Source organism: Stenotrophomonas sp. Y6 (genome assembly GCF_022436665.1).
In the GTDB taxonomy this organism is placed as follows: Bacteria; Pseudomonadota; Gammaproteobacteria; order Xanthomonadales; family Xanthomonadaceae; genus Stenotrophomonas; species Stenotrophomonas acidaminiphila_A.
On sequence record NZ_JAKUKB010000005.1, the window covers coordinates 82329 to 102874 of the forward strand.

Sequence of the window (20546 nt, forward strand, 5' to 3'; positions counted from 1 at the left end):
TTTCCATCTTTCTGAGTGATGGCATGTTCACCCTGCGCCAGCTGGAGTTCGTCGTCGCCGTCGCCGAGGAGGGCGGGTTCACCGCCGCCGCCGCGCGCTGCCATACCGTGCAGTCGGCGCTGAGCCACCAGGTGGCGCGGCTGGAGGACGCCTTCGGCGCACGCCTGTTCGAACGCGGCCACCGCCAGGTGCGGCCCACCGCGGCCGGTGAAGTGTTCCTGCGCAACGCCCGGCTCACCCTGCAGGCCGCCGACCGGCTGCAGGAGGAAATGGCGCTGGCGCTGGGCACGGTGCGCGGGCGCATCCGCATCGGCCAGATCACCGCGCTCAGCGTGGTCGACGTGCCCGCGCTGCTGGCCCGCTTCCGCAGCGCGCATCCGGCCGTGGACGTGCACCTGCGCGTGGGCATGAGCGAGGAACTGCTGGCCGAGCTGGCCGAGGGCCGGCTCGACGTGGCCCTGGTCGGCGTCGGTCCGCAGGTGCCGCTGCCGGCGCAGCACCGCCTGCTCGACGAGGAAGGCCTGTCGCTGCTGCTGCCGCCCGGGGATGCGCTGGCGGCGATGCAGCGGGTGCCGCTGAGCGCGCTCGACGGCGTGCCGCTGGCGGCGCTGGTGCCCGGCGCCGGGGTGCGCCGGATGATGGACGACGCGCTGGACGAGCGCGGCGTCGTGCCGCGGCTGCAATATGAAGTCAGCCACGGCGAACTGCTGCGCCAGCTGGTGGCCGCCGGGCTGGCGGTCGCGGCGATCCCGGACAGCATGGCCGCGCGCATGCATGCGGTGGAGGTACGCCCGCTGGACGAACCGTTCCGCTTCCGGACCTGCGCGGTGTGGCGTGCAGATCCCACCCCGGCCGCGCGCGCCCTGCTCGCGCTGCTGCCCGCCGCCGCGACGTACGGGGCGTGCGTCGAACCTGCTAAGGTGCGGCGCAAACCAAGGAACCCACGTGGCCGGCCATAACCAGTTCGCGCTGCTCGGACAGCGCCGCTTCCTGCCGTTCTTCGTCGTCCAGGCGCTGGGCGCCTTCAACGACAACGTGTACCGCCAGGCGATCATCGGCCTGCTGTTCTTCCTCGGCGTCAGCACCAGGGAACGCAGCATCTACGCCATGCTCGCGCCGGCGATCTTCATCCTGCCCTACTTCCTGTTCTCGGCGCTGGCCGGCCAGTTCGCCGAGAAGCTGGAGAAGCAGCGGCTGATCGTCATCACCACCACGATGGAAATCGTGATCATGTCGCTGGCCGCGCTGGGCTTCCTGACCCAGAGCATGCCGGTACTGCTGGTGGCGCTGTTCTGCACCGGGCTGCAGTCCACCCTGTTCGGACCGGTGAAGTACTCGGTGCTGCCGTCCATCCTCAAGCCGGAGGAACTGACCGGCGGCAATGGCCTGGTCGAGATGGGCACCTCCCTCTCCATCCTCGGCGGCATGATCGCCGGCGGCATGATCTTCACCCTGGCCGGCAGCCACGGCCCGGTCGTGGCTTCGGTGGCGGTGATCGCGCTGGCGGTGGCCGGCAACATCGCCGCGCGGCTGATCCCGAAAGTGGATGCCGGCGCGCCCGGCCTGAAGATCAACTGGCACCCGCTGTCCGAATCGCTGGCGGTGCTGCGCATGGCCAGGAAGCAGAAGGCGGTGCGCAACGCGGTGCTGGGCGTGTCCTGGTTCTGGTTCGTCGGCACCGTGCTGACCTCGCAGCTGCCGGCCTACGCCGAGATCAACCTGGGTGGTGGCTCGACCCTGTACATCTTCGCCCTGGCGCTGTTCTCGGTGGGCACCGGCACCGGCTCGCTGCTGTGCGAGAAACTGTCCGCGCGCACCGTCGAGATCGGCTTGGTGCCGCTGGGCGCGTTCGGCATGAGCGCGTTCCTGTTCGACCTGTACTTCGCCCGTACCGGCACGGTGGCGGCGAGCGGGCTGGACGTGGCCGGCTTCCTGCGCCAGCCCGGCAGCGTGCGCATCGTCATCGACCTGCTCGGCATCGGCCTGTTCACCGGCCTGTTCGTGGTGCCGCTGTTCGCGCTGATCCAGAGCCGCACGCCGAAGTCGGAGATGTCGCGCGTGTTCGCCGCGCTCAACATCCAGAACTCGGGCTTCATCGTGCTGGCGGCGATGGCCGGCCTGCTCACCCAGAGCGTGCTGGACTGGAGCGTGCCGCAGCTGTTCCTGGCGCTGGCCATCGCCAACGTGCTGGTGGCCGGCTACATCTTCAGCATCGTGCCCGAGTTCCTGATGCGCTTCCTGAGCTGGGTGATGGTGCGCGCGCTGTACCGCCTGCGCCGGACCGGCATCGAGGAACACGTGCCCGACGAAGGCGCGGCGCTGATCGTGTGCAACCACGTCAGCTACATGGACGCGCTGATCCTGGCCGCGGTGATCCCGCGCCCGGTGCGCTTCGTCATGTACTACCGGATCTTCAACATCCCGGTGATGCGCTGGATCTTCCGCACCGCCAAGGCCATTCCCATCGCCAGCCCCAAGGAGGACGCCGAACTGATGCAGCGCGCGTTCGACGCCATCGACGCGGCGCTGGCCGACGGCGAACTGGTGTGCATCTTCCCCGAGGGCGCGCTGACCCGCGACGGCGACATCGCGCGGTTCCGCTCCGGGGTGGATAAGATCCTCGCGCGGCGGCCGGTGCCGGTGGTGCCGCTGGCGCTGAAAGGCATGTGGAGCAGCATGTGGAGCCGCCGCGACACGCGGCTGGGGCGGATGCGGGTACCCCGCCGCTTCCGCGCCCACATCGAGGTGGTGGCCGCCCCCGCGGTCGACGGCACCGCCACCGACGCGGCGGCGCTGGAGGCCCGGGTACGGGCATTGCGCGGCGACGACGCCTGACCGGCTTTACCGCCTGCCCGGCAAATCGCTACGCTACCCGTCCACACGCGGCTGCAGGGATTGCACGGCATCCGCCGACACCGAGGAACCATGGACATCCCACCGCCCCCTCCCAGCGCTCCCGCCGCTCCCGCGCCGCAGCAGGTGCACCACTACTACCATCCGCAGAAGTCCGGCGGCGTGGCGGCGCTGCTGGAAGTGCTGCCGGGGCTGTTCCTGCAGACGTTCGGCATCGGCCACATGTACGCCGGCAACGTCGGCACCGGCCTGATCATCATGTTCGGCTACTGGGCGCTGACGCTCGTCAACCTGCTGCTGTGCTTCGTCTTCATCGGCTTCATCACCTGGCCGCTGTGCTGGGTCGCGGCCATGATCCTCTCGTCGCTGACCGCGGCGAACGCCTGCAAGTCACGCTGATCGCCATCCCACCGGAGAACCCATGAATACCGTCAATCCCGCCAGCAGCATCCCCAACCACCTGGCCTGGTCGATCATCGCCACGGTCCTGGCCACCTGCCTGTGCTGCCCGCTGGGCCTGGTGGGCATCGTCGCCATCGTGTTCTCCAGCAAGGTCAACAACCTGCTGGCCCAGGGCGATATCGACGGCGCGCGCCGCGCCTCCAACAACGCCAAGACCTGGTGCTGGGTGGCCACGGCGCTGGCCATCATCGGCGTGGTGTTCAACGCCATCTACTTCGCCATGGGCGGCGCCGCCGCCTACATGGAAATGCTGCAGAAATACCAGTAAGCCGTGGCATTGGTGCTCGAAACCCGGCACAGGCTCGGGCTGGCGGGGGTCGCACTGGCGATTCCCGCCGGCCTCTGGCTGCTGTGGCATTTCGACCCGAACGTCGAGGGCAACCCGTTCCCGCCCTGCATGTTCCTGGCCTTCACCGGCTACTACTGCATCGGCTGCGGACTGACCCGCGCGCTGCACGCGCTGGCCCACGGCGACCTGCTGCGCGCGTTTTCGATGAATCCACTGGGCCTGGTGACCCTGGCCCTGATCCCGTTGATGGTGCTGTGGTCCGCCGGCTGGAACCCACGCTGGTTGCAGCCGCTGATGAAGGTGGTGATGGCGCCGAAGCTGTGGCTGGCGGTGCTGCCGGCCTACTGGATCGCCCGCAACCTGCCCTGGTATCCGTTCACCCTGCTGGCACCGGGCTGAAAAACACCGGGCGGCAACCTCCGGCGCGCCATGCCTGGCGCGCGTGCCGGCATCGCGCGCACCAGGCACCGTGCCGGGCAAGCCCGGCACCTACGTTATGCACCCCCGGCGGCATCAGGCGACCGGCGTGTGGAGGCGGGGTTTGCCTCGCATGCCCCCCTCGGCGATGCCGCGTGCCGGGCAAGCCCGGCACCTACGTTATGCGCCCCCGGCGGCATCAGGCGACCGGCGTGTGGAGGCGGGGTTTGCCTCGCACGCCCCCCTTGGCAATGCCGCGTGCCGGGCAAGCCCGGCACCTACGTTGGGCGTCTCCCGGCGGCATCAGGCGACCAGCGTGTGGATGCGGGGTTTGCCTCGCATGCCCCCCCCCTCGGCGATGCCCCGTGCCGGGCACGCCCGCCACCTGCGCCGGTCTCAGCCCACCCAGCCGGCGATGATCAACAGCGCCAGCAGCGCCATCCACAGCAGCAGCATGCGCCAGACCATGCTCATCGCGTCGCGCAGCTCGGGGTGACGCTCGGCGTGCGGGACCAGGCCTGCCTCGCGCGCATCGGCCGCGTCCTCGGCCAGCTCCATGCCGACCCCGGCGCGCGCGGCCTCGCCCAGGAATGCCAGGTCCAGCGCCCAGCGGTTGCCGCCGGCACGGCGCCATGCCGAGAACACCGTGTCGAAATTGCCGACCAGCGCCATCGACAGGGTCATCAGCTGGGCCACCGGCCATTCCAGCAACGCCAGCGCCCAGCCCCCCGTTTCGCGGGCTTCGGTGGCCACGCCGGCGGCGATCGGGCCATGCACCGACTGCACCAGCAGCCGGTACAGCACCGCCCCCAGCGGGCCCAGCAGCAGGAACCAGAACAGCGGCGCGAACCAGCGCCGCAACGCGTTGTACAGGGTCGCGTCGACCAGCGTCGGCAGGTCCTCGCGCAGGCTGCCGCCGGCCGACTGCAGCTGTGCGACCGCCGCGTCGTAGGCGGCCGGGTCTTCGGCGTCGATGACCGCCTCGACGTCGCGGTCGAGGTCGCGCGGCCCCCAGCACAGCGCCAGCACCCCCATGCCGAACAGCAGCGACGGCAGCCCGTGCAGGTGCCCGGCGAGCAGCCACTGCACGACCGCCACCAGCAGCACCCAGGGAAGGATCGCCAGCAGCAGCCCGAAGCGGCCGGCATTGCCGCCGCCTTCGTGTACCTGCAGCCAGCCCAGCCAGCGCCCGAACCAGCGCCAGTCGCGCAGCGCCGCCATCGCCGCGGGCGCCAGGTGGCCAAGGACCAGTGCCGCGATCACTGCTACCAGGGTCGTGAACATGCGATTCCTCCGGGTCCCGATTGTAGGCCCCGCCATGGCCGCGCAGGCTGTTGCCGGCGACGACCCGCTGCCGGCTTCATGGCTGCCGGCGCCGGTACCAGTCCTCGATCAGCGTACGGGCGATCGAGATGCGTGGCGACAACAGGATGCCCTGGCCATCGTCAGCCTGCTCGCGGCGCAGCGCCGCGCCGATTTCCTCGGCATCGAACCAGCGTGCGTCCTCGAGCTCGCCGTCGACCTGCGGCACGTCGCCGTGCGCGGTCGCGCGGAAGCCGACCATCAGCGCCCCCGGGAAGGGCCACGGCTGGGTGCACAGGTAGTCGGCCTGGATCACCCGCACCCGGGTCTCCTCGAACACTTCGCGCGCGACGGTCTGCTCGAAGGTCTCGCCGGGTTCGACGAAACCGGCCACCACCGACCAGCGCCGCGGCGCCCAGCTGGCCTGGCGGCCCAGCAGCAGGCGGCCGTCATGCTCGACCGCGACGATGACCGCCGGATCCACCCGCGGGTAGTGCTCGGTACCGCACGGGCCGCAGCGGCCGATGAAACCGCCGCGCCCGAACACCACCGCGGCGCCGCAGACGCCGCAGAAGCGGTTGCGCGAGTGCCAGTACGACATGCCGCGCGCATAGCAGAACACGCCGGACGCGTCGGCCGGCCACTCGGCGGCGGCGCGGCGCAGGTCGATGCGTCCCGGCGCCTGTACCGACACCATCGCCGCTTCTACCACGAACCAGGCGCGCGCCTGCTGCATGCCCAGGAAGATGGCGGTGCCCGGGCCGCCGCCCAGTTCGCGGCCGCTGGTCAGGAACGGCTGGCCATCAGCGTCGGCGAAGGCGGTGCCATCGGCGTCGAGCACCAGCACCCGGGCATCGGGCCACAGCCGCGCCAGCGCGTCGGCGTCGTCGCGCAGTGCGTCGGCGCGGTCCAGCGCTGCGCCGGCAAAGGCATGGGCGTGGAAGGAAGAATCGGAAGCAGGCATCGTCGGCAGACTACCGGCAAACCAGCGTGGCGAGAAGCGGCCGGCGTCCGCCGCGGGATGCGCGTGCCGGCGGCCTGGCGCCGCGCTCAGACGGCGAAACTGCTGCCGCAGCCGCAGGTCGTGCGGGCATTGGGATTGCGGATCACGAACTGGGCCCCGGTAAGGCTTTCCGAGTAGTCGACCTCGGCGCCCATCAGGTACTGCAGGCTCAGCGGGTCCACCAGCAGGGTCACGCCATCGGTGACCACCGCCAGGTCGTCGTCGGCCCGGTTCTCGTCGAACTCGAAGCCGTACTGGAAGCCGGAACAGCCGCCGCCCTGGATATAGACGCGCAGGGCCAGGGCCGCGTTGCCCTCCTCGCGGATCAGCTCGCCCACCTTGGCCGCGGCGGCCGGGGTGAAGTTCAGCGGGCGATCAAGGGACTGGTAATCGGGGGCGGCCGTTGCGCCGGGCAGGGAAACGAGCGTGCTCATGCGCCCAGCATGGGGTCGCCCGCCCGCCGATTCAAGCCTCCGCCGCTTCAGCCTGCGCCTGCAGCGCGGCCGCCTCGGGCGAGGGCAGCGCGGCCATCGTCGTGGCATGCACCAGGCGGCCGTTGAGCTGCGCGCCGGCGCCCATCTCCACCACCTGGTAATGGACGTTGCCGTTGACCCGGGCGGTGGGCGTCAGTTCGATGCGTTCGCCGGCGTGGACGTCGCCGTCCATGCGCCCGCTGAGCACCACCACCGACGCGCGCACCTCGCCGTCGATATGGCCCTGTTCGGCCAGGGTCAGCACCGCCTTGGCGCCCTCCTCGGCGATCACCCGGCCCTCGATGCGGCCTTCCACGTACAGGCCGCCGCTGAACACCACGTCGCCCCGGATCACCACCTGCGGCCCGATCAGGGCGTCCACCACCAGGTGGCTGTCGCGGCTGGACTTGTTCTTGAACATCACTGCTCCCCTCTGCCGTTGCCGGCGAGTTTCCAATCGAATGTCTGCGTCGCGCTCCCCCCGGGCCCGGTCAACGAGACTCGCACACGTTGCGGGGTGAAATCCTTGGGCAGCATCACGCTGCCGTCCAGGCGCTGGAAATAGCGGAACGAATAGGCCTGCCCGGGCACGTCGCGGCGCTGGTGGAGCTCATCCCAGCTCACCGTCGCCAGCTTGCCGCCCTTGACCCCTTCCACCGAGAACCGCATCTGCCCCTGGCTGATGGCACCCCTGTTCAGGTTCTGCGTCAGCACCACACTGTACTGCCAGGTGCCCGCGGCTTCGGCGGAGAACTCCACCGAATGCGCATTCAGCCCCTTGCGCTGGCTGGTGGCCCCCACCAGCCGCTCGTAGAACGCGACGTCCGCGCGCAGCCCGGCGATCTCCTCGTCACGCTCGGCCAGCGACGCCTGCACCTCGGTGTTGGCCGCGCGGCTGATCTTGTCCGACGCCTCCAGCGTGGCCTGGCGCTGCCGCAGCTCCTCGATCTGCGCGCGCTGCGCGGCCACGGTGCGCTCGCTCTGGCGCAGCCGCTCGCGCAACCCGCCGGCATCGGGCGAGGCGTAGCGGGCGGCCAGCCAGCCGACCAGCAGCAGCGACACCAGCCAGGCGACGGCGAGGGCGGCCAGCCGGGTCCAGGCCGATCGCTGCGGGGTGCCGCGCAGGGTGATCTGGAAACGCGACGGGGATCGGTTGCTCATGACGCTGCATCACCGGTGCCGGGTCCTGCGCGAAGCGGCACCTTCGCTCCGGTTGAAACGGCTGGGCAGTGTAAACGACTCCCGGCATGGCCTGCCGGGAACTGGCAATCGCCAGGGGCATGGTCGATAGTTGCGATCCTGCTCACAGTTCCCGCGGGAGTCCGCGACCATGACCGACGCCCACGTTTTCGTCATCGGCATCCTGCTGGCCTGGCTGGCCGGCATCCGCGTGTACCTGACCGTGTTCGGCGTCGGCCTGGCCGGCGTGCTGGGCTGGGTCGAGCTGCCGCCGGCACTGCAGGCCACCCAGTCCTGGTGGGTGCTGGGTACCTCGGCGGCGCTGGCGACCACCGAGTTCTTCGCCGACAAGATCCCCGGCGTGGATTCGATCTGGGACCTGCTGCAGACCCTGGCGCGGGTACCGGCCGGGGCCTTCCTGGCCGCGGCCACGTTGTCCCCGGATGGCCAGCTCGGTGCCGGCGCGCTCGCCGCCGGCGCCGGCGTGGCGCTGGCCAGCCATGGCCTGAAGGCCGGCACCCGCGCACTGCTGAACACTTCCCCGGAGCCGGCCAGCAACTGGGCCGCATCGGTGGCCGAGGACGGCGTGGTGATTGCCGGCCTGGCCCTGGCGCTGGCCCACCCGTGGCTGGCGCTGGCGCTGGTGGTAGGCGCCAGCCTGCTGGGTGCGCTCACCGTATGGCTGGTGTGGCGCGCGCTCTGGCGCGGGGTCAAGCGCCTGTTCGCCGCACCCCCGCCGGCCGCGCCAGCGGCACCGGCCAGGGACCATTCGCTGCCACCGGCTCGTTGACCGCATAATCCACGGCATACGGGGAGTACCGATGGCAAGCAACGACACACCCACTTCCTCCGCCCGGCTGACGCGCGCGGAGGTCCCGCCGGCTGACTACTGGCAGCGCTGGAGCGTGGAGAACGCGCCGCCGGCCGAGGCGGTCCGCGCGCATATCGCCGCCGCGCCGGCCACCGCGCCCGAGCCGGGCCAGGCCGCCGCAGCGGCCGAAACGCCCTATCGCGTGCTGATCGTCGAGGACGACCGCTCGCAGGCCCTGTTCGCGCAGAGCGTGCTGCACGGCGCCGGCATGCAGGCCATCGTGCAGATGGACGCCGAAGGCGTGCAGCAGGCGATCGTCGAGCACCGTCCCGACCTGATCCTGATGGACCTGCACATGCCCGGGCTCGATGGCATGCGCCTGACCGCGCTGATCCGCCAGAACCCGCAGCAGCAGTTGCTGCCCATCGTGTTCCTGACCGGCGACCCGGACCCCGAGCGCCAGTTCGAGGTACTCGACAGCGGCGCCGACGACTTCCTCACCAAGCCGATCCGCCCGCGCCACCTGGTCGCCGCGGTGGCCAACCGCATCCGCCGCTCGCGCCAGCAGGCGCAGGGCACGGCCGAAGGGCTGGCGCTGAGCAACCCGGAGACCGGCCTGCCCACGCGCCACAACCTGATGCTGCAGCTGGATACGGCACTGGCCGGATCCGAGCCCGGCGGGTTGATGTTCATCGAGATCGCCAGCGCGCTGGGCCTGCGCGAACGCTATGGCTATGCCGCCTTCGAACGGTTGATGGTGCAGGCCGGCCGGCGCCTGGCCGAAGCCGCGCGGCCGCACCTGCTGGCGCGGCTGAACGACAACAGCTTCCTGCTGCTGGGCCGCGCCATGGACGAGGACGCGGTCGAGGCGCTGGCCCGTTCGGTACGCCAGGCACTGTCCGCGCACCCGTTCGTGGTGCGCGATGACGAATCGCTGCATCTGCGCTGCGCGGTCGGCCACGCCCGCCTGTCGCAGGGCTTCGAGGATGCCGGCGTCGCGCTGGAGGCGGTCGAGCGCACCGCCCTGCAGGCGCGGCTGCTCGCCGACGGCGTGGCCGCCTACCAGGGCAACGGCGACGCCGCCGCGCAGGAACACCTGGCCCTGCTGGAAGGCCAGATCGAGCTGGCCTACCAGCCGATCGTGGCCGTCGCCGGCAGCGACACCGCGCAGTACCAGGTACTGCTGCGCCTGCGCCGCAACGACGGCACCCTGCTGTCGGCCGGCCAGGTGATTCCGGCGGCCGAAGCGGCCGGGCGCATCGGCGACCTCGACCAGCAGGTGCTCGACCACGCGCTGGGACTGCTGCACCGTTACCAGCACGCCGTGCCACCGATGCGGCTGTTCGTGTCGCAGTCGCTGCGCAGCCTCGCCCGCGAGGCTTTCGCCGGCTGGCTGCTCAAGGCCATCGCCGACCGGCAGATCGCCGGCAGTTCGCTGGTCATCGACGTGCGCCTGGGCGACGCGCTGGTGCACGCGGTGACGCTGCAGCAGTTCTGCGAGCGGCTGATGCCCGCCGGCGTGCAGTTCTGCCTGAGCCAGTTCGAACCCGGCGACGAGGCCAACGCGCTGATGACCCAGCTGCCGCTGGGCTTCGTGCGCATGGCCGGGCGTTTCGCCGGCAGCCATGCCAGCCAGAAGCTGCGCGACGAGCTGCGTGGCGCGATCGACGCCGCGCACCGCGCCGGGCTGCAGATCATCGGCCAGCAGATCGAGGACCCGCAGGCCGCCGCCGCGATGTGGATGAGCGGCATCGACTTCATCCAGGGCAACGTGGTGCAGTCGGTCGGCAGCGAGCTGGACTTCGACTTCCAGAACACGGTGCTCTGACATGCGGGCAGCCAACCGCTGGGCCATGGCTTCGGCGATGCTCGCGGTGGCCGCGGGCGCGGCGCAGTGGCTGCCGCCGCCGTTGCCGGCGCACGCGGTGTCCACCGTCCTGGCCGGGTTTGCCTGCCTGTGCGCGCTGCTGGCGGCGCTCGCCGCGCGCGCCCTGGCCGAAACCTCCGCCGCGTTCGCGCGGCGCGCGCGCGACAACGAGCGCGAGCTGCAGCGCCTGCGCCAGGAACAGCAGCGCCATGTGCAGCTGGAGCAGCAACTGCTGCAGGCCAAGCAGGACGCCGAAGCGGCGATGCTGGCCAAGGGCGAGTTCCTGGCCACCATGAGCCACGAGATCCGCACCCCGCTCAACGGCATCATCCCGATGCTGGAGATGGTCGCGCAGGGGCCGCTGGGCGCCGAGCAGCGCGAGATGCTCAACACCGCCAGCGAAAGCTCGCGTGCGCTGTTCCGCATCGTCGACGACATCCTCGACTACTCCAAGCTCGAAGCGCAGCGGCTGGAGCTGGAGATCACCACCTTCAACCTGCGCGAACTGCTCGATTCGCTGCTGCAGCTGATGCGGCGTTCGGCGGCGCACAAGGGGCTGGACATCACCCTGGCGCTCGATCCGGCGGTGCGGCTGGCGGTGCGCGGCGACCCGGTGCGCCTGCGCCAGGTCCTCAGCAACCTGATGGTCAATGCGATCAAGTTCACCGAGCGCGGCGGCATCCAGGTGCAGGTGCGGCGCATGGGCGAGACCAATGCCCAGCACCTGCTGCGCTTCGAGGTCCGCGACACCGGCATCGGCATCGACGCCGACCAGCAGCAACGCCTGTTCAGCGCCTTCACCCAGGCCGACGCCTCGACCACCCGCCTGTACGGTGGCACCGGCCTGGGGCTGGCCATCTGCAAGCGCATCATCGACCTGATGCACGGCAAGATCGGCCTGGACTCGGTACCGGGCCAGGGTTCGACCTTCTGGTTCGAGATTCCGCTGCTGAAGGTGATCGGCGACCTGCGCGCGCCCGCGCATGCCGCCCATCCCCGGGTGCTGCTGGTGTCCACCGACGCGCGCCTGCGCCAGCGGCTGGAGCTGGTGCTGCCGAACTGGGGGTTCGACGTGCGCAGCGTGGACACGGTGCAGGAAGCGCTGGACCTGCTGCGCGCCGGCGGCACGCCGCAGCCCTGGCATGCCGTCATCGGCGACCTGCCGTCGCTGCGCCTGGGGGTGGCGGCGCTGCAGCGCGCCAGCGGCGAGCACCGCCTGGTCTGGCTGCAGGGCGATGCGCCGCTGCCGGCCGAGCTGCACGACAGTGCGCGCGTGATCGCGCGCGAGGCGGCCGATGCGGCACTGCGAACGGCCTTGAGCGAACCGGCCACCCGCGCGCCGCTCCCGCTCCAGCAGACGCCCGCCACCGCAGCGGAAGCGCCGCATGCCGACGTGCCGCCGGCACGCGCCGGCGGGCTGGCCGGCGCGCGGGTGCTGCTGGTCGAGGACAACCCGGTCAACCTGCTGGTGGCGCAGAAGCTGCTGGGCGTGCTCGGCTGCGAAGTGGACACCGCCATCAACGGCCAGCTGGCGCTGGACAAGCTGCACGCCACCCGCTACCAGGCGGTGCTGATGGACTGCCAGATGCCGGTCCTGGACGGTTACGCCGCCACCCGCCGCTGGCGCGAGCACGAGGCCGCCACGCAGGCCGCGCGCCTGCCGATCATCGCCATGACCGCCAACGCCATGGTCGGCGACCGCCAGCGCTGCCTGGACGCGGGCATGGACGATTACCTTTCCAAGCCCATTTCGCGCGAAGGCCTGCAGGCTTGTCTGCTGCGCTGGTGCGGGTCCTCGGCCGCTGCCGGCGAAGCACCGCCGCAGGCGGCGCCCGCCCAGGTCGAAGAGGCGCCGGCCTCGGCCGTGCAGGCCACCACCCTGCCGGTGCTCGACCGCGAGGTGCTGGACGAACTGCGCGAGATCGCCGGCGCCGAGACCGCCACCATCATCGACGTGTTCCTCGACGACACCACCCCGCTGGTGCGGCAGCTGCAGGAGGCCGCGGTCGCTCCCGACCTGGAGCAGCTGCGTGAGCTTGCGCACAGCCTCAAATCGGCCAGCGCCAACGTCGGCGCGCTGGCACTGTCGGCCGCCGCACGCCGGGTCGAACTGGCCGCCCGCGCCGGCAAGCTGGAACGCCCGGCGGTCATGGTCGCGCTGATCATCGCCGAGTTCGCGCGCGCGCGGCTGGCGTTGATCGGCTACCAGTCGGACATGCGCGGCGAACGCGCCGTGCAGGCCTGAACCCGGGTCATGCGCATGCGCGCGTCGCGCCCGAGCGCGCGTGCGGGCAAGGGAGTGAGATCACCGCCGCGCAGGCAGCACCGCACTGCGCAGGTGAGGGATGCCCTGGCACACGGCGGCGCGGACGCGCCGTAGCCGGAGAGCCGGCAGTGCCCGGCGCGGCGCCGGGCCGCAGGCTCAATCGTCCAGCTTGGTCAGCAGGTAGTTCGGTTCGCCGATGCGCTCGATCAGGTCGAGCTGGGTTTCCAGCCAGTCGATGTGCTCTTCCTCGGAATCGAGGATCTTCACGAACAGCTCGCGGCTGACGTAGTCGCCGATGCTCTCGGCGTACGCCACGGCTTCGCGCAGCACCGCCACGGCCGAGGTTTCCAGCGCCAGGTCGCAACGCAGGATTTCCACCGGGCTCTCGCCGATGCGCAGTTTGCCCAGCGCCTGGAAATTCGGCAGCCCCTCGAGGAACAGGATGCGGTCGGACAAGGCGTCCGCATGCTTCATCTCGTCGATGGATTCCTTGTACTCGTGCTCGGCCAGTTCCTTCAGGCCCCAGTTCTTCAGCATCTTGGCGTGCAGGAAGTACTGGTTGATCGCGGTCAGCTCGTTGTAGAGCACCTTGTTGAGGAATTCGATGACCTTGGCGTCGCCTTTCATGGGTGTTGCTCCTGCACGCGTTGAACGCGCGCACTGTAGCGTCACGCGTGCGGCGATGAAGGAACGCGAATCGTATGCATTGGTCCGGCCGCGATGGCGGCAGCGTCCCGTGAGGTCACCCCGGCGGTGCGCCGCGACGTTCTTCAGGCCACCCTGGCCAGGCCGAGGATCGGCAGCGGCAGGTCGCGCGCCGCGCGTGCCCGGGCCAGCAGCTCGCCCGCCATCTCCAGGCAGGAACCGCAGTTGGAACCGCAGCCGGTACGCATCGTCAGTTCGGCAACCGAACTGCAGCCGTTGTCGGCCGCTTCGCGGATCTGGTGGTCGGTGACACCGTTGCAGATGCAGACGTACACGGGGGCGCTGGGCAGGACCGGCCGGGAGTGGCCGGACACCATTCCAGCGAAAACGAGAACGATTGTCAATTAAAATCCTGAATCGTTCTCGATCAGACAGTGCCGGTCAGGCCGTCGGCCCCTCGCCCTGCGCCTTGCGCGGCCAATAGCCGCGCTTGCGGGACCGCTTGCGCGGGCGCTCATGGCCCGCCGCATGGCCCGGCATCCACGCCTCCTGGGCGCTCTTCGGCATCGCGGTAACGCCCTGCCCGGCGATGCCACGCGCCAGCGGCGCCAGGTGCCGCAGCGCACGCGCGTAGACCCCGCGCTTGAACATCACCACATGCTCGACCGGATACCAGAAATCCACCCAGCGCCAATGGTCGAACTCGGGGGCCTCGGTATGGTCCAGGCGCACATGGCCCTCGTCGCCGGTCAGCCGCAGCAGGAACCAGACCTGCTTCTGGCCGATGCAGACCTGCTTCTCGGTGCGGCGGATGGCGCGACTGGGCAACCGGTAGCGAAGCCAGCCCGGGGTAGCCCCGAGCACTTCGACATGTTCAGGCAACAGGCCGGTTTCTTCCTGCAACTCGCGATACATGGCCTCGACCGGGGTCTCGTCGGAGTTCATCCCACCCTGCGGGAACTGCCAGCCATCCCGGCGCACGCGTCGTGCCCAGAACACCTGTCCGTCTTCCCGCATCAGCACGATGCCGACGTTCGGTCGATAGCCGTCCGGATCGATCACGATGCGGACTCCTAAATATTTCTACTGGCTTGGACTCTGCCATGGCCGCTGCAATGCCACAAGCGCGGAAAAAACAGTTGACAGGCAAGCCGCCGATACGCAGAATTGCGGGCTCCCTGAGGCTATGTAGCTCAGCCGGTTAGAGCACAGCACTCATAATGCTGGGGTCGGTGGTTCGAGTCCACCCATAGCCACCAAGGGAGCAGGAGCCCGGCTCCTGAAAGCCACAGCCCCGTCGCCAAGCGGTAAGGCATCTGACTCTGACTCAGACATTCGGAGGTTCGAATCCTTCCGGGGCTGCCAGATACCGAAGACCAGATCGAAAGATCTGGTCTTTTTTTTGCCTGCTCCAGCGGTCTTGCCACGCCTGTTGGCCTCGGCCGCCGCGGCATGCGATAATCCACCCCTGCCTAGCCCCGTCGCCAAGCGGTAAGGCACCTGACTCTGACTCAGGCATTCGGAGGTTCGAATCCTTCCGGGGCTGCCAAACAGCAAAGGCCTGATCGAAAGATCAGGCCTTTCTTTTTGCCCCTCCTGCCATCGGCAGGCACCTCGACCGGGCGCCCGCGCGGCATGGCCTTCGCGCCACCCTTGAACGACAAAAGCCCGGCCAAGGCCGGGCTTTTGTTTTCCCAGCGGGATCCCGGAGGATCCCACGCCAGGCGCGATGGATCAGCGCTTGGAGAACTGGGTGGCGCGGCGGGCCTTGTGCAGACCAACCTTCTTGCGCTCGACTTCGCGGGCGTCGCGGGTCATGAAGCCGGCCTTGCGCAGCTCGGACTTCAGGCCTTCGTCGTACTCGACCAGGGCACGGGCGATGCCCAGGCGGATCGCACCGGCCTGGCCGGTGGTGCCGCCGCCGGTGGCGGTGACGATGACGTCGAAGCTCTCGGTGTTCTTGGTCAGCTCGAGCGGCTGGCGCACGATCATGCGCGCGGTCTCACGGCCGAAGAACTCGTCCAGCGGACGGCCATTGACGGTGATGTTGCCCGAACCCTTGCGCAGGAACACGCGGGCGGTGGAGGACTTGCGGCGGCCAGTGCCGTAGTTTTGCGTGATAGCCATGATTAGATATCCAGAACTTGCGGCTGCTGGGCGGCGTGCGGATGCTCGGCGCCGGCGTAGACCTTGAGCTTGCGGTACATGGCGCGACCCAGCGGGCCCTTCGGCAGCATGCCCTTGACAGCGATCTCGATCACGCGCTCCGGGTGACGCTCCAGCGCCTGGGCCAGGGTCTCGGTCTTCAGGTTGCCGATGTAGCCGGTGAAGCGGTGGTACTGCTTGTCCTGCAGCTTCTTGCCGGTGACGACAATCTTTTCTGCGTTGATGACAACCAGGTAGTCGCCGGTATCGACGTGCGGGGTGTAGACCGGCTTGTGCTTGCCACGCAGGCGGCGGGCCAGCTCGGTGGCCAGACGGCCCAGGGTCTTGCCCGAGGCGTCGACGAGATACCAGTCACGCTGGACGGTCTCGTTCTTTGCGGTGAAAGTGCTCATGAAAGAACTCAGGTTAGGTCGGGCTCATTGCGGCGCTGCACTGCCGGAACTCTGCCACGCGTTGTGAAGGTGAAACACAAGAGGCGGGATTGTACCGGCCGCGGCCGGCTCACGCAAGCTGCCGCCCGCCCGGCCTTGGCAGCCCCGGGGACAGCGGCGAGAATCCGGCTCTCCCCCACCCCGCCTGGACGCCATGATCACCGACCGCGCCTTCACGCCCCTGGATCGCCTGCTGACCGAGGCCCAGCGCGCCCTGGACACGGTGTTCGGCAACCCGTCGGCGCGCCGGCCCAACCCGGCCGGCGACACCCCGGACGTGGTGCTGGAACCCGATGAAAGGCGCCACGCCGCGGGCCTGATGCGCATCAACCACGTCGGCGAAGTCTGCGCACAGGGGCTGTATTTTGGACAGGCGGCCGTCGCCCGCGATCCGTCCACCCGCGCGCACCTGCTGGCAGCGGCGCAGGAAGAGACCGACCACCTGGGCTGGTGTGCGGACCGCCTGCGCGAGCTCGACAGCCGCCCCAGCCTGTTCAACCCGCTGTGGTATGCCGGCAGCTATGCCATCGGCACCCTCGCCGGGCTGCGCGGCGACGGCTGGAACCTGGGTTTCGTGGTGGAAACCGAGCGCCAGGTCGAGGCGCACCTGGACGAACACTTGGAGACCCTGCCAGCGGCCGACCAGCGCAGCCGCGAGATCCTCAAGGTCATGAAGATCGACGAGGCGCGCCACGCCGACCATGCCGAACACGCCGGCGCGCGACTCCTGCCGCCACCGATCCCGGCGGCGATGGCACTGGCCTCGCGCGCCATGAAAGCCATCGCCTATCGCCTCTGAATCCAGGCCCCGGGCCCACGGCGCAACGCCTGGAGCGCCCGGAGCCCCCTGCAGCACCGCCTTTCTCCAGGCGGGCGCGACGATCGCCGCGGGGACAGGCGAACCCGACGCCCCGGCCGGGTTCAGCGCGGCGCCCGCGGAGGCAGCACCCGCCGCCCCGCCCCTGCCACTGCCGATCCGCGCAGTGATGGCACCGGTCGCCCGGGCCGCAAAGGCCAGCGCCGGCCAGCCCCCGCGCACCCAGTCCACACAGCGGAACGCACGAGGCCTGCAACCCGTCCGGTGCGCCGCGGCCTTTGCAAAAGCCGGCGCACCGAAGGCGCGCGGGATGGGCCGCCCCGCGGCGGGCCCCGGGGCTGGCCACACAAGCCCCGGGGCCTGGCCGCGCCGCGGCCAGGATCACCCCACCACTTTCAGCCCGATCACGCCGGACACGATCAGCCCGATGCACAGCAGCCGCGGCCACGAGGCGCTGTCACCGAACAGCACGATGCCCAGCGCCGCGGCGCCGACCGCGCCGATCCCGGTCCAGATCGCATAACCGGTGCCGATCGGGATCGACTTGAGCGACTGCGACAGACACCAGAAGCTGACCCCCATCGCGGCCAGGGTGCCCAGGCTGGGCCACAGGCGGGTCCAGCCCTCGGTGTACTTCAGGCCGATCGCCCAGACGACTTCGAACAGACCGGCCACCAGCAGATAGATCCAGGCCACGGGTTTCCTCCTTGGGTACGGGACAAAAAAAGAAGCGGCCCGGTGCGTGAGCACCGGGCCGCCGTCGGCTGTGGTCCGCGGATCGCTCCACGGGGCGGGCCGTCCCGCCGGGTATTTCAGGAGCGGCAGGCTAGCAACCGCTCCCCGAACCGCATGTAACCGTCACTCGGCCAGGTTGCGACCGTGGAACAGCTCCTCGATCTCGCGGCGCAGCAGCGCCTCGATCTTCATGCGCTCCTTGAACGACAGGTTCTTCGCCTTCTCCTCGAACAGGTACTGGTCCAGGTCGAAGTCCTTCAGGTGCATCTTCGTGTGGAAGATGTTTTCCTGGTAGACGTTGACGTCGAACATCTCGTAGCGCGACTTGATGTTCTTGGCCAGGAAGTTCTGGATCGAGTTGATCTTGTGGTCGATGAAGTGCTTCTTGCCCTTCACGTCGCGGGTGAAGCCACGGACGCGGTAGTCCATGATCACGATGTCCGACTCGAGGCTCTCGATCAGGTAGTTCAACGCCTTCAGCGGCGAGATCACGCCGCAGGTGGCGACGTCGATGTCGGCGCGGAAGGTGGCGATGCCTTCCTGCGGGTGGGTCTCGGGATAGGTATGGACGGTGATGTGGCTCTTGTCCATGTGCGCGACCACGGCGTCGGAGATCAGCTCCTTGCCTGCGGCCTTCTTGTCGATCACCGGCTCCTCGGAGATGAGGATGGTCACCGACGCACCCTGCGGATCGTAATCCTGACGGGCGATGTTCAGGATGTTGGCGCCGATGATCTCGGCCACATCGGTGAGGATCTGCGTGAGTCGATCGGCGTTGTATTCCTCGTCGATGTACTCGATGTAACGCTGGCGCTCCTCTTCGGTACGCGCATAGCAGACGTCATAGATGTTGAAGCTCAGCGCCTTGGTGAGGTTGTTGAAACCCTGCAACCTCAGGCGAGGCAACGGCTTGACCACGGCGGTCGGTCCTGTGAATGGTGGGAAAGGGGGCAATTATGGGGCAAACCGCCCCCTGGCGAAACGTGCGCGGCCAACAGGCGTTTGCCCCTTATGGCCGGCGTCGCTAAGCTTGTCCGTTAAGACAAGTTCATAAACACGAACATGAACGTCATCATGAGTCCAGGGATCGCCAACACCGTGCCTACCGTGCGCCTCGCCTCCAGCCCCTTGGCCCTGGACATCGCCACCATCGATCGGTTCCTGGCCCACAGCCACCGCCGCCGCTATCCGGCGCGCACCGATGTGTTCCGCCCGGGCGACCCGGCCGGCACCATGTATTACGTGGTCAGCGGCTCGGTCAGCATCATCGCCGAGGAGGACGAGGACCGCGAGCTGGTGCTGGGCTACTTCGGCGCTGGCGAGTTCGTCGGCGAGATGGGCCTGTTCATCGAATCGGACAAGCGCGAGGTGATCCTGCGCACCCGTACCCCCTGCGAACTGGCCGAGATCAGCTACGAACGGCTGCACCAGCTGTTCCTCGGGCCGCTGTCCAGCGACGCCCCGCGGCTGCTGTACGCCATCGGCTCGCAGATTTCACGGCGCCTGCTGCATACCAGCCGCAAGGCCAGCCGCCTGGCGTTCCTGGATGTGACCGACCGCATCGTGCGCACCCTGCACGACCTGGCCCGCGAGCCGGAATCGATGAGTCATCCGCAGGGCACCCAGCTGCGCGTGTCGCGCCAGGAGATCGCCCGGCTGGTGGGCTGTTCGCGGGAAATGGCCGGGCGCGTGCTCAAGAAGCTGCAGGCCGACGGCATCCTGCACGCGCGCGGCAAGACCATCGTGCTGTACGGAACGCGCTGATACGTATTCACGTATCAGCCCCAACGTTTGCTTCGCAAACCGCTGGGCCCCAGCTTCTGTTTTGCCCTTCCCCGGCCCGGCGCAGCGCGCCGGTCGTTCGGATGGCCCGCGCGGCAGTACCGCGCAGGCAGGCCATCTTCACCCGTGCGCCTGTCGGCGCGCCCCCTTCACCAAAGGGGGCTGCCTCGGCGGAAACATGACGTCGCAAGCCCCGCAGCCTGGCACTGCGGGACATTGCTGCTGCCTTGACGGTTCCCTTCCTTACCCAGCAGTCTCCACGAATGGAATTTGGAAGCGAGTTCTACTGGTTCATCCTGATCGGGATCGGGGCACAGCTGGTCGATGGCGCGCTGGGCATGGCGTTCGGGCTGGTGTCCTCGTCGGTCCTGCTGAGCATGGGCCTGCCGCCGGCGGCGGTGAGCGCCAGCATCCACACGGCCGAGGTGTTCACCACCGGCGCGTCCGGCGTATCGCATCTGGCAGCGGGCAATGTCGACCGGCGGCTGTTCCTGCGCCTGGCATTGCCGGGGGCGGTCGGCGGCGCGCTGGGCGCCTATGTCCTGACCCAGTTGCCCGGCGAGTTCATCCGCCCCTTCATCTATCTCTACCTGCTGGCGCTGGCGATCTTCATCCTGGCCCGCGCGGCCGGCCGCTTCACCCCGCGCAGCGAGGTGCAACGGGTACCGGTGCTGGGCTTCTTCGCCGGCCTGCTCGACGCCAGTGGCGGCGGCGGCTGGGGGCCGGTGGCGACCTCGACCCTGCTCGCGCGCGGCGGCCAAGCCCGCACCACCATCGGCACGGTGAATGCCGCCGAGTTCATCGTCACCCTGTCGATCTCGGCCACCTTCCTGCTGTCGATGGGGCTGCAGCACCTGTCCATCGTCGCCGGACTGCTGGTGGGCGGGATGATGGCCGCGCCGGTGGCGGCGCTGCTGGTCAAGCGCCTCAAGGAGCGCTGGGTGCTGGTGGCGGTGGGCGTGCTGGTGCTGTCGATCAGCCTGTTCCAGATCGGACACGCGCTGCACCGCTGGCTGGGATGACCGCCGCCGGGCGCGGCCACGGCCAC

General features: G+C 69.4%; 23 protein-coding genes and 3 tRNA genes. 14 read left to right on the forward strand and 12 right to left on the reverse strand.

Annotated features, from left to right (window positions below; translation table 11 throughout):
* The first annotated feature begins 23 nt into the window (after positions 1-23).
* The 5 genes from MKP15_RS08075 (at position 24) to MKP15_RS08095 (ending at position 4003) form a co-directional block, all read left to right on the forward strand.
* A complete protein-coding gene (locus MKP15_RS08075) occupies positions 24-959 on the forward strand; it encodes a LysR family transcriptional regulator (RefSeq protein ID WP_240212364.1) in 936 nt (311 codons plus the stop codon).
* The gene (locus tag MKP15_RS08080) at positions 946-2835 is read left to right on the forward strand and encodes an MFS transporter (protein WP_240212365.1); all 1890 of its coding nucleotides are present in this window, start codon (positions 946-948) and stop codon (positions 2833-2835) included. Before MKP15_RS08075 ends, MKP15_RS08080 begins: the two co-directional genes overlap by 14 nt.
* A gap of 90 nt (positions 2836-2925) precedes the next feature.
* Positions 2926-3252, forward strand: a complete 327-nt coding sequence (locus MKP15_RS08085) for a hypothetical protein (RefSeq protein WP_240212366.1) — start codon at positions 2926-2928, stop codon at positions 3250-3252.
* Between the two features lie 22 nt (positions 3253-3274).
* Positions 3275-3583: a CD225/dispanin family protein gene (locus tag MKP15_RS08090; protein ID WP_104939708.1), complete on the forward strand. Its 309-nt coding sequence runs from the start codon at positions 3275-3277 to the stop codon at positions 3581-3583.
* Between the two features lie 9 nt (positions 3584-3592).
* Positions 3593-4003 (forward strand): DUF2752 domain-containing protein, encoded by a 411-nt coding sequence (locus MKP15_RS08095; protein WP_233996392.1) that lies wholly within the window; start codon positions 3593-3595, stop codon positions 4001-4003.
* 414 nt (positions 4004-4417) lie between these two features.
* On the opposite strand, the gene ampE is transcribed toward MKP15_RS08095, so the two are convergent.
* The 5 genes from ampE to MKP15_RS08120 form a co-directional block, all read right to left on the reverse strand.
* Entirely contained in the window at positions 4418-5305 is an 888-nt protein-coding gene (gene ampE / locus MKP15_RS08100; RefSeq protein ID WP_240212367.1) for a regulatory signaling modulator protein AmpE, read from the reverse strand.
* A gap of 76 nt (positions 5306-5381) precedes the next feature.
* A complete protein-coding gene (gene nudC, locus MKP15_RS08105) occupies positions 5382-6287 on the reverse strand; it encodes an NAD(+) diphosphatase (protein ID WP_240212368.1) in 906 nt (301 codons plus the stop codon).
* An 86-nt stretch (positions 6288-6373) separates the two neighbouring features.
* Positions 6374-6760: an iron-sulfur cluster insertion protein ErpA gene (gene erpA / locus MKP15_RS08110; protein WP_161614954.1), complete on the reverse strand. Its 387-nt coding sequence runs from the start codon at positions 6758-6760 to the stop codon at positions 6374-6376.
* A 31-nt stretch (positions 6761-6791) separates the two neighbouring features.
* Entirely contained in the window at positions 6792-7220 is a 429-nt protein-coding gene (locus MKP15_RS08115) for a polymer-forming cytoskeletal protein (RefSeq protein WP_104939710.1), read from the reverse strand.
* Positions 7220-7960: a DUF6776 family protein gene (locus MKP15_RS08120; protein ID WP_161614955.1), complete on the reverse strand. Its 741-nt coding sequence runs from the start codon at positions 7958-7960 to the stop codon at positions 7220-7222. The genes MKP15_RS08115 and MKP15_RS08120 overlap by 1 nt, the downstream gene beginning before the upstream one ends.
* 169 nt (positions 7961-8129) lie before the next feature.
* On the opposite strand from MKP15_RS08120, the gene MKP15_RS08125 reads away from it, so the two are divergent.
* From MKP15_RS08125 to MKP15_RS08135, 3 genes are read left to right on the forward strand one after another with little or no spacing between them, the layout of a single operon-like run.
* Complete coding sequence (locus MKP15_RS08125) at positions 8130-8768, forward strand: DUF4126 domain-containing protein (protein ID WP_240212369.1); 639 nt, start codon at positions 8130-8132, stop codon at positions 8766-8768.
* A 31-nt stretch (positions 8769-8799) separates the two neighbouring features.
* Positions 8800-10617, forward strand: a complete 1818-nt coding sequence (locus MKP15_RS08130) for an EAL domain-containing response regulator (protein ID WP_240212370.1) — start codon at positions 8800-8802, stop codon at positions 10615-10617.
* 1 nt (position 10618) lies between these two features.
* Complete coding sequence (locus MKP15_RS08135) at positions 10619-12901, forward strand: hybrid sensor histidine kinase/response regulator (RefSeq protein ID WP_240212371.1); 2283 nt, start codon at positions 10619-10621, stop codon at positions 12899-12901.
* A gap of 177 nt (positions 12902-13078) precedes the next feature.
* Here the strand turns inward: MKP15_RS08135 and bfr are convergent, their stop codons facing one another.
* The 3 genes from bfr to MKP15_RS08150 all read right to left on the reverse strand — a co-directional run bounded on the left by bfr (position 13079) and on the right by MKP15_RS08150 (position 14629).
* Positions 13079-13549: a bacterioferritin gene (gene bfr, locus MKP15_RS08140; RefSeq protein ID WP_104939714.1), complete on the reverse strand. Its 471-nt coding sequence runs from the start codon at positions 13547-13549 to the stop codon at positions 13079-13081.
* Positions 13550-13692: 143 nt separating this feature from the next.
* Entirely contained in the window at positions 13693-13902 is a 210-nt protein-coding gene (locus MKP15_RS08145; protein WP_104940281.1) for a bacterioferritin-associated ferredoxin, read from the reverse strand.
* A gap of 106 nt (positions 13903-14008) precedes the next feature.
* A complete protein-coding gene (locus MKP15_RS08150) occupies positions 14009-14629 on the reverse strand; it encodes an RNA pyrophosphohydrolase (RefSeq protein WP_056932809.1) in 621 nt (206 codons plus the stop codon).
* Between the two features lie 120 nt (positions 14630-14749).
* Between MKP15_RS08150 and MKP15_RS08155 the strand changes: the two genes are divergently transcribed.
* The 3 genes from MKP15_RS08155 to MKP15_RS08165 all read left to right on the forward strand — a co-directional run bounded on the left by MKP15_RS08155 (position 14750) and on the right by MKP15_RS08165 (position 15116).
* Positions 14750-14826: transfer RNA gene (locus MKP15_RS08155), tRNA-Met, on the forward strand.
* Between the two features lie 31 nt (positions 14827-14857).
* Positions 14858-14932 (forward strand) — tRNA-Gln (locus tag MKP15_RS08160).
* A gap of 109 nt (positions 14933-15041) precedes the next feature.
* A tRNA-Gln gene (locus tag MKP15_RS08165) sits at positions 15042-15116 on the forward strand.
* Between the two features lie 185 nt (positions 15117-15301).
* On the opposite strand, the gene rpsI is transcribed toward MKP15_RS08165, so the two are convergent.
* A complete protein-coding gene (gene rpsI / locus MKP15_RS08170) occupies positions 15302-15694 on the reverse strand; it encodes a 30S ribosomal protein S9 (RefSeq protein WP_054667799.1) in 393 nt (130 codons plus the stop codon).
* 2 nt (positions 15695-15696) lie between these two features.
* A complete protein-coding gene (gene rplM / locus MKP15_RS08175; RefSeq protein ID WP_056932810.1) occupies positions 15697-16125 on the reverse strand; it encodes a 50S ribosomal protein L13 in 429 nt (142 codons plus the stop codon).
* A gap of 193 nt (positions 16126-16318) precedes the next feature.
* Here rplM and coq7 point away from each other — a divergent pair, with 193 nt between their 5' ends.
* Positions 16319-16963: a 2-polyprenyl-3-methyl-6-methoxy-1,4-benzoquinone monooxygenase gene (gene coq7, locus MKP15_RS08180; RefSeq protein WP_240212372.1), complete on the forward strand. Its 645-nt coding sequence runs from the start codon at positions 16319-16321 to the stop codon at positions 16961-16963.
* Between the two features lie 399 nt (positions 16964-17362).
* Here the strand turns inward: coq7 and sugE are convergent, their stop codons facing one another.
* On the reverse strand, positions 17363-17677 hold the full coding sequence (gene sugE, locus MKP15_RS08185) for a quaternary ammonium compound efflux SMR transporter SugE (RefSeq protein WP_240212373.1): 315 nt from the start codon (positions 17675-17677) through the stop codon (positions 17363-17365).
* Between the two features lie 162 nt (positions 17678-17839).
* Complete coding sequence (gene speD / locus MKP15_RS08190) at positions 17840-18634, reverse strand: adenosylmethionine decarboxylase (protein ID WP_054667806.1); 795 nt, start codon at positions 18632-18634, stop codon at positions 17840-17842.
* Between the two features lie 156 nt (positions 18635-18790).
* On the opposite strand from speD, the gene crp reads away from it, so the two are divergent.
* On the forward strand, positions 18791-19480 hold the full coding sequence (gene crp / locus MKP15_RS08195) for a cAMP-activated global transcriptional regulator CRP (protein ID WP_104940282.1): 690 nt from the start codon (positions 18791-18793) through the stop codon (positions 19478-19480).
* Between the two features lie 281 nt (positions 19481-19761).
* Positions 19762-20520: a sulfite exporter TauE/SafE family protein gene (locus MKP15_RS08200; RefSeq protein ID WP_161614961.1), complete on the forward strand. Its 759-nt coding sequence runs from the start codon at positions 19762-19764 to the stop codon at positions 20518-20520.
* Positions 20521-20546: the final 26 nt, after the last annotated feature.